Source organism: Limnohabitans curvus (assembly GCF_003063475.1).
GTDB lineage: Bacteria > Pseudomonadota > Gammaproteobacteria > Burkholderiales > Burkholderiaceae_C > Limnohabitans > Limnohabitans curvus.
Window position 1 is genome coordinate 1,146,052 of sequence record NZ_NESP01000001.1, and the last position, 13,131, is coordinate 1,159,182.

Genomic DNA, 13,131 nt, shown 5'->3' on the forward strand with positions numbered 1-13,131 from the left:
CGTTCAATGCTCACCTAAATAAGCCGCACGAATGCGGGGGTCTCGACGCAGCTCAGCGCCCGTGCCTTCGATGGTGATGTGCCCGGTCTCCAACACGTACGCACGATCAGCAACGGCGAGCGCTTGGTTGGCCATTTGCTCGACCAGCAAGATGGTCACGCCGCGTGACTTGAGCGCACGGATGACCGCAAAAATTTCTTTCACGATCAACGGCGCCAATCCGAGCGACGGCTCGTCCAACAGCAGCAGCTTAGGCTGCGCCATCAGCGCCCGTGCAATGGCCAACATTTGTTGCTCACCGCCGGACATGGTGCCCGCGGGTTGCTCTTGACGCTCACGCAAGCGAGGGAAGGTTTCAAATTGCGCTTGCAAGTCGGCTTCCAACTCAGCAGCACTGGCCTTGCGGTGGTACGCCCCCAGCAACAAGTTGTCGCGCACGGTTTGATCAGGGAACACCTGTCGCCCCTCGGGTGACTGAGCCACGCCAAGCGCCACCCGCTGATAACCCGGCATGCGCGTGATGTCGTGGCCTTCAAACATCACACGGCCAGCAGCCGCTGGCTCCAAACCCGAAATGGTTTTCATCAAGGTGCTTTTGCCTGCGCCATTGCCGCCAATGATGGTGACCACCTCGCCCGCATTCACGTGGATGGAGACACCCTTGAGGGCTTCCACCGCCCCATAGCGGACCTCAAGATTTTCAATTTTTAACAAGGGGGTATCAACCATGGGTCGCTCCTGTCACCACATCGTTTGCATCATCCGTCTCATCCTCGGTCCCAAGGTAGGCGGCGATCACACGGGGGTTACTTTGAATCTCAGCGGGCTTGCCCTCTGCAATCTTTTGGCCATAGTCCAGCACGATGACATGGTCTGAAATGCGCATGACCAAGTCCATGTGGTGTTCAATCAACAAGACCGTGATGCCTAGGTCGCGAATGCGGGCAATCACGTCCACCAAGTCACGGGTTTCATGTGGGTTCAATCCGGCCGCTGGCTCATCCAGCAACAGCAACCGTGGGTGGGTCGCCAAGGCGCGTGCAATTTCCACGCGACGCTGCACGCCATAGGGCAAGCTGCCTGCACGCTCATACGCTTTGTCGGCCAAACCAAGGAACCCCAAAATTTGCAGCGCTTCTTCTGTTGCCTGAATTTCGCTACGCGCAGAAAGCCGCGAGCCAAACAAGCAAGACCAAAACCCCGCCTCCATGTGGCGATGCAAGCCAACCTTGACGTTGTCCAAAACGGTCATGTCAACAAACAAACGCAGGTTTTGAAACGTGCGCGCCAAGCCTAAGCGCGCCACACCGTTGATAGACATGCCCACCACATCTGTGCCATTGAAACGAATCGTGCCGCGATCAGGTTCGACCACGCCCGACAGGATGTTGAGCAAGGTGGTCTTGCCAGCGCCATTCGGACCGATCAAGGAATGCACATGGCCTGTGCGCAGCGTCAGGTCCACGTCGTTGGTGGGAACGACACCACCGTAGGCTTTGTAAAGGCCCTTGGCCTCTAACAAAGGGCGGTTGGCTTCTAAGGCTTCGTTCGCATGCAAACGCCAAGGACTCAGCGCCGAGGGCAAAGCAGGGTGACGCGCCAACCCCGGAAAAATTCGAACGGCAATCGAACGCAGCCAAGCGGACAGGCCGTCTGGCATGGCGTACAACGCAAACAACAACAACGCACCATAGGTGAAATGTTGCACATGGGGCCAACGCGCCAAGAAGTTGTCGAGCAAGGTCAACACCACCGCGCCCAGCAAAGGCCCATACACCGAACTGCCGCCAAACAAGACGATCAACAAGAAGAAGATCGACATGTTGAAGGTGATGAAGTCCGAAGAAATAAATTGGTTCTGCTGCGCAATCAAAGCGCCAGCAAAGCCACAAGTGACGGCGCTGATGACAAACGCAATGACCTTGATTCGGTAAACGCTCACCCCCACGCTTTCAGCCGCCACTTCAGCTGTGTTGACGGCCATGAAGGCGCGTCCATATTTGCCGTTCAACAAACTGCGCAGCATCAGATGTGTGACGATGCACAACGCGGACACCAGCCACACCCAGTCGCGGTCATCCAGAGACTGGCTGCCCCAGGTCGGCGGCACCACACCATAGATACCGGCCTGACCGCCAAACACGTCTTGCCACTCGGCGACAACCTTTTCAGCCACGATGCCAAAACCAATGGTCACCATCGCCAAGGCGGGGCCCTTGACACGCAAGGCTGGCAAAGCGATGAGCGCACCAAACAATGCGGCGACGACACCCGCCGCCAAAAATGCAACCCAAGGATTCCAACCGTGGCGTGCCGTCAGCACCGCCACTGTGTATGCGCCAACGGCAAACAAGCCGGCATGGCCCAGTGACTTCTGTCCTGTGTGTCCCACCAACACATTCAGGCCAGCAGCGGCCAGGTAGTTCACGCCAATCATGAACATGATCTTCAGGTAGAAGCCGTTATTTGTGAGTTGTGGGCCAATGACGATGGCAGCCACCACCAACATCAAACCCATCCAGTGTGTGTTGTAAGCCTTCATCACACTTTCTCCACAACACGTGTGCCCAGCAAGCCTTCAGGCTTGACGACCAGCACAATGATGATGAGCAAGAAGATGCTGATCTCTCGCATCTCTGCTTGCCACAGACCCACCATGGCTTCCATGATGCCCAACATAAAACCACCCAACATGCAGCCACGGGCGTTCGAGAGTCCGCCCACGATGGCAGCTGAAAACGCCTTCAACGCAATCAGCAAGCCCATGAAAACCGAAGCAGTGGTGATCGGTGCAATCAGCAAGCCAGCAACACCTGCCAAGCCCGAACTGATCACGAAGGCGAGCACGACGACGGCGCCCACGTTGATGCCCATCAAGGTCGCGGCGTTCTTGCTGTGCGCGACGGCGCGAACCGCTTTGCCGATCTTGGTTTTGCGCATCACCAAGTCCAACCCCAACATGATGCAAATGCTAAAAACCAGCACCAAAATTTCTTGTGGCAGCACACCCGCGCCACCGATGCGAATGACATCGCTCCCCAATATAGAAGGCACCACCATGGCGGCAGGCCCCCAAACGGCCAAGGCCGCGTTTTGAATGATGATGCCAAAGCCCAGGGTACTCATGACCCAAGCCAAACCGCCACCACCGACAAAAGGTCGCACGGCGGTGTAGTACAGCAACACACCCAGCGCACCGAGAACGGCCATACAAATCACGAGCGCAGCGATCATTCGCCACACCGTCACGTCTTCAGGCGTCAACGCGCCATGGATGTCTTTGCCAGACAACAACAGCATGGCAGACACCGCAACCACCGTACCCACCGACAAGAACTCGCCTTGTCCAAAGTTGAAGGTTTTCGTGGTGTTGTGGGTGATGTTGAAACCGACGGCGACGAGCGCGTAAATACCGCCCAACGCGAGTCCGCTCAGCAAGGCTTGCAAGATAGCAACCATGGGGAAACTTTCTAAGAGCGCCGAGCGCTCCCCCAGTCACACAAGGACCCGAGGGAAACGCAAGGCGTCAGGGGAACAGCAAAATTACTTCTTCAAATCCGCTGCAGTGAGCGACTTTGTCACAGCATCTTCGTAGCGCACCACCGTCGTGCCGTTTTTCCACTTGGCCAAGTAGAAGTCAGCGACGCCCAAGCCTTCATGGTCGGTCTTGGAGAACGGCTTGTTGTAGGTCTTGATCACGCCTTCAACGTTGTTCACGTTTTCCAGCGCGGCAGCCACTTTCTCGCCGTCGGTGGTACCTGCTGCCTTCATGGCCGCAGCCAACAACATCACCGAGTCATAAGCCTGAGCCGAACAAGGGAACGTGGTCAACGTGGGGAAGTTCTTGCGCACGCGCTCACCCAAAGACTTGGTCTTGGCATTGGAATCTTCGGTCGTCGAAGCAGCCAAGATGAGGTGGTCGGCCATCTTTGGACCGGCCAAGCGAGGCAACAACGAGCTCAGGTTGCCCCAAGTGCCGAGCGTCGTAGGCAGGTAGTTGATTTTTTCCATGCTGCGCAACACGTTGGCCGCGCCGTCTGCAATGCCATAGATGATCACAGTGTCTGCGCCAGCATCGCGAATTTTGGTCAACTGCGAGGTGATGTCTGTGTCCTTGGGGCCGTATTTTTCAACAGCCACAGGCTTGACGCCATGCAATGCCAACACTTCGGTGGCGTCTTTGATACCACCTTGGCCATAACCCGTGGAGTCAGCCAAGATCGCGATCTTGTGACCCTTTGAGGCTTTCGCGGCATAAGCGGCCAACAAAGCCACTTGCTCGCGATCCACCATGGAGACGCGGAAGAGGTAGTTCTGTGCTTCTTTGGCGTAGCGCGTCGTGATCTCTGTCGAGGTCGCAATTGGCACCACCACAGGAATCTTCTTTTGTTGCGGCAGATGCAACCAAGCCAACGCGTTGCCCGAGTTGGCGGGGCCGACGATGGCTTGCACTTTCTCGTTGTCAATCAGTTCGGTGACGTTTTGAATGGCCTTGGGGGGCGTGCCGAGGTCATCACGCACCACACCCACCACCTTACGGCCAAGAATGCCGCCAGCCTTGTTCAAATCTTCAATCGCGGCTTCAAAACCCCAGCGTCCGGCAATGCCCAGCTCGGCAACGCCGCTGGCAGATTGGTCTGCTGTGTAGCCAATCTTGATCACATCTTGCGCATGTGCACTGATGGCACATACCGCCGTCAGGGCAATGGCCGCGGCCTTGGCTATCTTATGAATCATTCTCATGTCTTGTCTCCTGGTTGACGTCACTGCTACTTGAACCGCACGCGCTCGCCACATAAGCGGCGTGAACACGTGTGCGTCACACTTTATACAAACTGTACCCACCCAGAAAGGTACAGTTTGATAGAACAGTTAGGACGTGTCCCCAATGCGATGTCACGCACTTTGGGACTCCAAGAGGTCGGTGCCGTGCGCTTGACACGGTCAACGAACGATCCAGAAAATAAAAAAGCCTCAGTGCGAACACTGAGGCTTTCTCGTTTTGGTGGTGGAGTATAGCAGACTGGCAAACACTCATCCCGCAGGAGTGAGGCGTACCGTCCTGAAATTGCCCCTCAATGAGGAATACGGGGTGCATCCAAGGATCTGCTCTAACCACCTCACTGGTTCGGGAAATTCCGGCCCAGTGCGTGTGTCGACTGCTTGCTCCAACCTAGTGGCGCTTACGTAGATCTGATTCTATCCCCATCTAGCGTTTCTTGCCGCCGCCAATGGCCCCGCCCGAAAAGGTGGCTGTGTGGTGCTGGTCGCGGACATCTCGAACTCGCTCGGTCGCCGAAACCATGTTGACCGAACGCGTGACCCGCCTCAGATCCACTGTTGAAGGATCCGAACTTAATTTCTGCTCCAAGGCCTTTTTGAAGTCTGCTGCGCTAACGTCAGGATGGGCCTTCTTTGCATGCGCCATCAGTCAATTCAGCCGGGTCTGGGCGTTGCACAAGGGGCAACGAACGTCGACTTCATATTCACGCATATGACTCCTCACCAAAGTCAGGATCAACCTCCCCGACCTCGACGTCATACTCACCGCCTGCCAGTTCAATTGATGGGTCTAATTCATCAACTGCGACATGCTCAAGATCGCCGCGCAAAGTGATGAACACATCCACTTCCATCTCATGATTGCGTGTGACTTCTAGAGAGCCAAAATTAAGCTCATCATGGTCGATCGTGTCATATACAAAGAATTCAACATTTACGTCCACAGAAACCTGAACTGTAGCCCTGACCTCGATGATGCAAATGCTCGGGTCATGCTCCACCAACCATGTACCGATTCCAGTCAGGTCCACCGAGTGAGCGAGGTAGTGCGCTTGATCCACCTCTGCCTCAACACGGTGACAAAACCCGGTCCAGACATCATCTGCATTCCAATATGCACCGGCGACATGATTTTCAACTGCGGCTTGCACCAACGTAGAAAGACTGCTGGCGGTGTTTCTTAGCTCCGCGCTCACTTTCGTAGTCACGGCCGCCGCCACCGGATTGGTGGACTTGAACAGCGCAGCGAATTCATCCAAGGATTTCACACAGTAGAGCCAATCACTGTGCTTGGCGAAATCTGCCCAACCGCCGTCCCTTGAGATCAAGATGCCTTGCTTTTGGGTTGCCTTGGCATGGTTTTCCAGTGTCAAGAGCGCGGCAGCATCGGGGAATTCGGACTTCTTTCTGGCTTCAAATGGTGCTGCTTCCTGGAAGTAGCGGTCAAATATCTGCCGCGCCAAATCTGGTCCAGCTATTGGTAGGACGCCCCCACCTAGGCTTGCCACAAAGGCCCTGAATTCTCTGGAAAAATTGCGCGCGGCAACAGATTCGGAATCAAGCGCTTTGATTTGCTCGCTGACTGGGTTGAAATTCACCCCTGATAGGCGTTGCAGTTTCGCAATTGCCGTATTCAAGTCTTTAGCGACCTTGGACACCGGCTCCATCCGATGACTATGAACTTCCCGCTCAACGATCTCGGTTTGCTGAATGCTCAGCCAAGCTGGCCTCTGCAATGGCAACGCGCGTAAAGCACCGGCAGAAAATTTGTACCCATGGTTATGAAGTACGTCCGTATCGATCGAAAAGAAACCAACGCTCTTATCTTCGAGTAATGCTTGCGCACTTGGCAATCCAATAGGCATACAACTCCCTTCGGTCAACTATGAACAAATGAAGTCAACCGACTTCATTGATTGAATGTGGAAACTGCAGGGAAAATCGTGTTCTACCTTGATTAGATGTGACCGTGGCTGTACCTCCATGGATTTCAGCGATAGCTTTCGTAATTGATAAGCCCAATCCGGCACCATCAGATTCTGGGTGAGACCGTGCCGGATCAGCCCGAAAGAAGCGATCAAACAAACGAGGAAGTACTTGTGGATCAATCTCTGAACCGGTGTTTTCAACCCGGACCTCTGTAACAGACCCCTTATCAACGACTGCCACATCCACCTTCCCGTCTTCTGGAGTGTGTCGCAATGCATTCGAAAGTAAATTGCTAACAGCGCGGCGGAACATTAATCGGTCCCCAAGAATTTCACCATCTCCATACGTCGTCAGCGAAATTCTCTTTTCCTCAGCTACTGCTTCGTAGAACTCACACAAGGACAGAATTTCGTGAGCTGCAGAAAATTTTTCTTTGTTTGGCAACTCAACACTGCGCTCTGTTTTCGCCAAAAAGAGCATGTCAGATACCATCCGACCCAAGCGCTGTAACTCTTCGGCGTTTGACGCCAAAATTTCACGGTAAGTCGCTACATCGCGTTTAGTTGAAAGTGTTACCTGCGTTTGCGTGAGCAGGTTACTGATTGGAGTACGCAACTCATGAGCCAAATCTGAAGAAAATTCGGACAAGCGCTGAAAATCACTCTGCAACCTATCTAACATTTGATTGAGCTCACGGGCCAAATCAGCCATCTCAATCGGGACTGCATCTACAGGCATGCGCTCTTGCAGTTGTTGACCTGAGACGCCTGCGGCCCTGGTCTTCATGGCTCGCAGAGGTGCCAATCCTTGATGAGCTGCCACCCAGCCTAGAAAACCGCTTACAAGCGTTGCCATGACAGCGTAAATTGCTAAGCTTCGCTCCAATTCTTTCAAAAATTCCTGATGGTGCTCAGCATCAATCGCCAAGGAGACGTCGAAGTCCACATCCTGGATGTACTTGGCTTTCGCTTGAAATTCAATCGCATGAAATTCAGTTGCATTGTCCTTCCAAGTTTTTAACTCTCTCCCATCCTTCCCATTCATAGATTGCCGAGAGCTTTCAGGAGGATTAAATCCCTCAGATTGAAATAATGTTTCACCGCTTGAGCTTCTAATTAAAGCCCAAAGTCCATGGTGGTGACTCAATGATTCACCAAGCCGCAAACGGGCATCATCCGATGAATTGGCATCTGAAAGAATGCCTTCAATTAGCTGCCTTTTGTCAGCCAACGCAACACGATCAAGGTCCAGAAAGTGGCGATCTGCTGCAGTCATTAATATCCAACCGAGACCCAAAACAACAGTAGCAGCAACCAATGTAAAAAAAATGGTTAGACGGCTCGTCAGTGAAAAGCTTTTAAACATCTAATGCGTCTCCGGCGCTTCAAGTACATAGCCCATTCCGCGTACTGTTTGAATCAGCTTGACTTCTTGCCCCTCATCGATCTTCACTCGCAAACGACGCATGGCTACTTCAATAACATTGGTGTCGCTGTCAAAGTTCATATCCCACACTTGTGATGCAATCAACGATCTCGGCAACACTTCCCCCTGTCTGCGCATCAGGAGTTCAAGCAGGCCGAACTCTTTTGCGGTTAAGTCAATTCGCTTTCCGGCACGAGAAACTCTCCGCCGTAGCAAATCTAATTCCAAATCAGCCACCCTCAAGGTCGTATTTTCAGTTCCACTTTTACCTCTGCGCAGAATGGTTCGGACTCGAGCCAACAACTCCGCAAAAGAGAAGGGTTTGACTAGATAGTCATCCGCCCCTAGCTCCAGCCCCTTGACTCTGTCCTCGACCTGATCTTTTGCGGTCAGGAACATGGCAGGCATGTTCAAGCCACGCTTACGAAGAGCCTCCAAGACCTGCCAGCCGTTGAGCCCTGGCAGCATCACATCCAGTATTACGAGCTCGAAGTCACCCTGCTCCGCCAAATGAAGACCATCGATTCCCGTTTGCGCCAGTTCCACTAAAAATCCGGCTTCGCGTAAGCCCTGCCTCAGATATTCGCCTGTTTTGGGTTCGTCCTCGACGATCAGAATTTTCACAACGGTCCTCCTTCAGTGCGCCAGTCTGTAGTGTGACAAGTTTTATGAAGCCTGACACGAAGATAACAAATATGTAATCAGACAGACGCATTGTTGTCAGGCGCTGCTCTTCAGAATCGCATCCTATCAATCAATGGATGACCAAGAGACACTCATGCCACATCGAACATCACTGTTCAGCGTAATGCTTTCTGGTGCCCTGGCATTTCTGTCAGTTGCTGCAAGTGCCCAAGCAGTAGCGCCAACTCCGCCCTCGACATCAGAAAGCAGGTTGCCTACAAAGTTGCAGTACAAATCGGCAATTGGCGGCTATCAAGCCTATGCTGATCAAGAGGTTTTATCCTGGCGCGAGGCTAATGATCGAGTAGGACGCATAGGAGGTTGGCGTGCATACGCAAAAGAGATTTCCGCAGGTCAACCAGCCTCAGAAGCGCAAACTTCCCCAGACTCGCACGCAACTCATCATGGAGGCGAAAAATGATGAAGCGTGTCACATACCTTTCACATATCAGGCTGCCACTGTCAATCATCGCAGTGGCAATATTGGCTGGTTGTGCGAGCGTCAGCTTCGAACAAAACGTTGGACGAGTCAATGAAGAAGTAGCGGGATTTGCCGAAGGTAAGCTGACACTGGCACGTACAAATGAGGAGCGCACTCAGCGTGCTCAGGCTGCCGCGACGCTACTGAAAGCGCCCGTGGGACAAAAGGAAGCCGTCCAGTTGGCTTTGGTAAACAGCCCTGCATTGCAAGGCCTACTGGCTCAAGGATGGGCCGAGTCGGCGGATGCTGCACAAAATGGGCGCATCTCCAACCCGGTATTCAGTTTTGAACGGCTCGTCGCTGGTGATGAACTGGAGCTGGGTAGAGCTCTTTCATTTGGTCTGCTCGACATATTGACCTTACCTGCACGTAAAGGAATTGCAGAGCGTCGAATTGAGCAAGCGCAACTGCGTCTAACAAGTGAGGTTGTTGATCACGTCACACGAGTTCGACAGGCATGGGTTCGTGCCGTTGCTGCAAAACAGACTCTGAATTACGCGCATCAGGTATTTGAAAGTGCCGAGGCCAGCGCAGAGCTGGCTCGCCGCATGCAATCTGTCGGCAACTTTAATCGTCTCAGTCGTGCTCGAGAGCAAGCTTTCTATGCAGATTCTGCGAGTCGCTTGGCAACTGCTCAGCACGTAACCAACGCAACACGTGAAGAATTGATCAGGTTACTCGGCCTCGACGAGGCTCAAGCCGGACTGCTCCAGTTGCCAGAGCGATTACCCGACCTGCCAAAGCAAGCGCTTGATCCGGGCGAGATCGGAGCCACAGCTACCAAGACGCGCTTGGATATTCGATTGGCACAGGCGGCGCTTGATGGCGCTAGTCGAGCACAAGGATTGGGAAAGATTACGAGCGTCACAGACATCGAATTGACGGCTCGACGCAATACAAAAATCGACAATTCAACTGGCACCCGGTCAGATCCGAGAGGCTATGAAATTGGTGTTCGCTTACCCATCTTTGATTGGGGTGGGATGCAACGAGATGCTTGGAATGCTCGAACATTGGCGGCAGCTAATCAACTAGAAGCAACGATACGGACAGCGGGCTCTAACCTGCGTGAAAGCTACTCTGCCTACCGGACAGCACACGAAATTGCGCGGCATCATCGAGAGGAAGTGATTCCAGTGCGCAAGGTGATATCAGAAGAAAACCAACTGCGCTACAACGGAATGATCATCGGAATTTTCGAACTGATTGCCGACGCCCGAGATCAAGTCAATACCGTGATCGCCGCGATCAACGCTGAACAGCAGTTCTGGCTGGCCGATGCTGCACTTCAAGCAGCATTGATTGGCCGCCCCACCAATACTTCACTGTCCGTCACAACCAGCACACCAAACGCTGGTGGCGCTGGCCATTGATTCAAAGGACCACGCGATGACATCTAGAAGAGAATTTTTCAAATATGCAGGTATTGCCGGTGGCGCGGTAGCAGCCACTGCTGTGAGTCGTGTAGCCATGGCAGCATTGCCGGAACCTGTTATTCAGTCATCTCCGCAAACCATGGCCCCCCTAGTGCCGAACAATGGTCAGCCCTACAACCCCGTCGTCACACTCAATGGCTGGACTTTGCCTTGGCGCATGAACCAAGGTGTCAAAGAGTTTCATCTGGTGGCGGAACCGGTAGTACGTGAAATGGCTCCCGGTTTTAAGGCGCACTTGTGGGGCTACAACGGGCAGAGCCCCGGTCCCACCATCGAGGTTGTGGAAGGTGACAGGGTTCGGATCTTTGTAACGAACAAGCTACCAGAACATACCAGCATCCACTGGCATGGCCAACGCTTGCCTAGCGGCATGGATGGGGTGGCTGGTCTGACACAGCCTGCCATTCAACCAGGCAAGACTTTTGTGTATGAGTTTGTGGCTCGACGGCCCGGTACTTTCATGTACCACCCACATGCAGATGAAATGACGCAAATGGCCATGGGGATGATGGGTTTCTGGGTAACGCATCCGAAATCTAAGCATCCAATGATTGACGAGGTTCAGCGCGACTTTTGCTTTCTTTTGAATGCCTTTGATATAGACCCAGGAAGCTATACGCCAAAAACAATGACGATGCTGGACTTCAACCTTTGGGCCTGGAATAGCCGCATCTTTCCGGGCATCGATACGCTCAACGTCAGATTGAACGACAAAGTTCGAATCCGCGTGGGCAACTTGACGATGACGAATCATCCGATTCATGTACACGGCCATGAATTTACTGTAACTGGCACTGATGGTGGTCCAACGCCCAAAACCACCCGCTGGCCAGAGGTTACAACTGACATTGCGGTTGGCCAAATGCGACAGATTGAGTTTGTTGCAGATGAGGAAGGGGATTGGGCATTTCACTGTCACAAGAGCCACCACACTATGAATGCCATGGGGCACGCAATGCCCAATCTGATCGGGGTTGATCATCGTGGAGTTGCGAAAAAAATCAACAAGCTAATCCCAGACTACATGGTCATGGGAGAGCGTGGTATGGCTGACATGACTGAAATGGAAATGCCTATTCCAGACAACACCGCTCCAATGATGACGGGTGAAGGGCCATTTGGCTCGGTTGAAATGGGCGGCATGTTCAGTGTGTTGAAAGTACGCAAAGATCAAAAGCCAGGGAATTACAAAGATCCCGGGTGGTTTAAACACCCAAAAGGTACGGTAGCACACGAATACACAGGTCCGCTGGCTGAGCCCGCTCGTTTTAAATCTGAAGGAGGTCAATCTATGCCGCGAGTGCAGAAATCTTCACCCGTCACAGAAGTTCAGATACGAAAACCCACGTCACACAACGGACATTGATCCATTTCCTTCAACTGGAGAAATTCATGAACAACAAGTTATTTCCGACATTTTTAGCCCTTTCCGCCCTTTCTTTGTCGGCCACTGTATTTGCTGGAGGCAATCACGCTGGCGGCCATAGTCATGACCACGAAGACTCGGCCATCGGGAAACCAGGCGTCGCAGCAAAAGCAAGTCGCAGCATCAACGTCGAGATGACAGACAACATGCGGTTCACTCCTTCAGACATAAAGGTCAAGCAAGGTGAAACAGTCCGCTTCGTTGTCAAGAACAACGGCCAGGTCAAGCACGAACTTAGTTTGGGAACTCAGAAAGAGTTGTTAGAGCACCTAGAGGTCATGAAAAAATTCCCAGATATGGAGCACGACGAACCGAGCAAAGTCACGCTGGAGCCTGGAAAACAGGGTGAGATCATCTGGCAGTTCACAAAGGCAGGGTCTGTAAATTTCGCTTGCCTGATGCCCGGCCACTATGAGTCTGGAATGAAGGGCGTGATCAAGGTTGGTAAGAAATAAATTCGACCTTAGCAAAGGAGCTCAAGACATGCAACACCAAGTTTCTGAATTGAATGCTGTGAGACGCACATTCGTTCTGAGTGCTATCGCATTGGGAGGTGCATTTTTGACCAATGCTGCTAGTGCTCGAACGACCACCATACAGGTCTGGAAAGACCCTAATTGCGGCTGCTGCAAGGATTGGATTTCCCATCTTGGAAAAAATGGATTTCAGGTAGCCGCTCTAGATCAAGGTAACAATGCCGCGCGCTCGCGTCTAGGAATGCCTCAGAAGTTCGCATCGTGTCACACAGCTCTGATTGATGGCTATGTCATTGAAGGACATGTTCCAGCAGAAGACATCAAACGGATGCTAGAAGAAAAGCCGCAGGCTCTTGGGCTAGCTGTTCCCGGTATGCCAATCGGATCGCCAGGAATGGATGGTCCAGCCTACGGAAAGAGGCGAGACGCCTATCAAGTTTTGCTGATTCAAAAAGACGGATCATCAAAAGTATTCAACTCCTACTTATGAGG

At 52.9% G+C, this 13,131-nt stretch carries 11 protein-coding genes; 4 read left to right on the plus strand and 7 right to left on the minus strand.

What is annotated here, in order from left to right:
* Positions 1 to 3 precede the first annotated feature (3 nt).
* From B9Z44_RS05720 to B9Z44_RS05755, 7 genes are all read right to left on the minus strand, one after another.
* The gene (locus tag B9Z44_RS05720) at positions 4 to 729 is read right to left on the minus strand and encodes an ABC transporter ATP-binding protein (RefSeq protein ID WP_108401906.1); all 726 of its coding nucleotides are present in this window, start codon (positions 727 to 729) and stop codon (positions 4 to 6) included.
* Positions 722 to 2,542, minus strand: a complete 1,821-nt coding sequence (locus tag B9Z44_RS05725) for a branched-chain amino acid ABC transporter ATP-binding protein/permease (protein ID WP_108401907.1) — start codon at positions 2,540 to 2,542, stop codon at positions 722 to 724. The genes B9Z44_RS05720 and B9Z44_RS05725 overlap by 8 nt, the downstream gene beginning before the upstream one ends.
* Entirely contained in the window at positions 2,542 to 3,459 is a 918-nt protein-coding gene (locus tag B9Z44_RS05730) for a branched-chain amino acid ABC transporter permease (protein ID WP_108358422.1), read from the minus strand. The genes B9Z44_RS05725 and B9Z44_RS05730 overlap by 1 nt, the downstream gene beginning before the upstream one ends.
* An 84-nt stretch (positions 3,460 to 3,543) precedes the next feature.
* Entirely contained in the window at positions 3,544 to 4,743 is a 1,200-nt protein-coding gene (locus tag B9Z44_RS05735) for an ABC transporter substrate-binding protein (protein WP_108401908.1), read from the minus strand.
* Between the two features lie 743 nt (positions 4,744 to 5,486).
* On the minus strand, positions 5,487 to 6,647 hold the full coding sequence (locus B9Z44_RS05745; RefSeq protein WP_104801453.1) for a PIN domain-containing protein: 1,161 nt from the start codon (positions 6,645 to 6,647) through the stop codon (positions 5,487 to 5,489).
* 34 nt (positions 6,648 to 6,681) lie between these two features.
* Complete coding sequence (locus tag B9Z44_RS05750) at positions 6,682 to 8,076, minus strand: heavy metal sensor histidine kinase (protein WP_104801454.1); 1,395 nt, start codon at positions 8,074 to 8,076, stop codon at positions 6,682 to 6,684.
* Positions 8,077 to 8,760 carry a heavy metal response regulator transcription factor gene (locus tag B9Z44_RS05755; protein ID WP_104801455.1) on the minus strand — a complete coding sequence of 228 codons (684 nt, stop codon included), beginning with the start codon at positions 8,758 to 8,760 and terminating at the stop codon, positions 8,077 to 8,079.
* A 480-nt stretch (positions 8,761 to 9,240) separates the two neighbouring features.
* Between B9Z44_RS05755 and B9Z44_RS05765 the strand changes: the two genes are divergently transcribed.
* Genes B9Z44_RS05765 through B9Z44_RS05780 form a run of 4 tightly spaced genes read left to right on the plus strand, consistent with a single transcriptional unit; the run spans position 9,241 to position 13,129 of the window.
* The gene (locus B9Z44_RS05765) at positions 9,241 to 10,674 is read left to right on the plus strand and encodes a TolC family protein (RefSeq protein WP_108402823.1); all 1,434 of its coding nucleotides are present in this window, start codon (positions 9,241 to 9,243) and stop codon (positions 10,672 to 10,674) included.
* Between the two features lie 16 nt (positions 10,675 to 10,690).
* Positions 10,691 to 12,103, plus strand: a complete 1,413-nt coding sequence (locus B9Z44_RS05770; protein WP_104801529.1) for a multicopper oxidase family protein — start codon at positions 10,691 to 10,693, stop codon at positions 12,101 to 12,103.
* 26 nt (positions 12,104 to 12,129) lie between these two features.
* Complete coding sequence (locus B9Z44_RS05775; RefSeq protein WP_104801530.1) at positions 12,130 to 12,618, plus strand: cupredoxin domain-containing protein; 489 nt, start codon at positions 12,130 to 12,132, stop codon at positions 12,616 to 12,618.
* A 28-nt stretch (positions 12,619 to 12,646) separates the two neighbouring features.
* Positions 12,647 to 13,129, plus strand: a complete 483-nt coding sequence (locus B9Z44_RS05780; protein ID WP_104801456.1) for a DUF411 domain-containing protein — start codon at positions 12,647 to 12,649, stop codon at positions 13,127 to 13,129.
* Positions 13,130 to 13,131: the final 2 nt, after the last annotated feature.

Excerpts from the sequence above, each read along its gene's own strand:
- B9Z44_RS05750 (WP_104801454.1), bottom strand. The coding sequence starts at position 8,076 with ATGTTTAAAAGCTTTTCACTGACGAGCCGTCTAACCATTTTTTTTACA.
- B9Z44_RS05735 (WP_108401908.1), bottom strand. The coding sequence starts at position 4,743 with ATGAGAATGATTCATAAGATAGCCAAGGCCGCGGCCATTGCCCTGACG.
- B9Z44_RS05730 (WP_108358422.1), bottom strand. The coding sequence starts at position 3,459 with ATGGTTGCTATCTTGCAAGCCTTGCTGAGCGGACTCGCGTTGGGCGGT.
- B9Z44_RS05770 (WP_104801529.1), top strand. The coding sequence starts at position 10,691 with ATGACATCTAGAAGAGAATTTTTCAAATATGCAGGTATTGCCGGTGGC.
- B9Z44_RS05775 (WP_104801530.1), top strand. The coding sequence starts at position 12,130 with ATGAACAACAAGTTATTTCCGACATTTTTAGCCCTTTCCGCCCTTTCT.
- B9Z44_RS05725 (WP_108401907.1), bottom strand. The coding sequence starts at position 2,542 with ATGAAGGCTTACAACACACACTGGATGGGTTTGATGTTGGTGGTGGCT.
- B9Z44_RS05745 (WP_104801453.1), bottom strand. The coding sequence starts at position 6,647 with ATGCCTATTGGATTGCCAAGTGCGCAAGCATTACTCGAAGATAAGAGC.
- B9Z44_RS05720 (WP_108401906.1), bottom strand. The coding sequence starts at position 729 with ATGGTTGATACCCCCTTGTTAAAAATTGAAAATCTTGAGGTCCGCTAT.
- B9Z44_RS05780 (WP_104801456.1), top strand. The coding sequence starts at position 12,647 with ATGCAACACCAAGTTTCTGAATTGAATGCTGTGAGACGCACATTCGTT.
- B9Z44_RS05765 (WP_108402823.1), top strand. The coding sequence starts at position 9,241 with ATGAAGCGTGTCACATACCTTTCACATATCAGGCTGCCACTGTCAATC.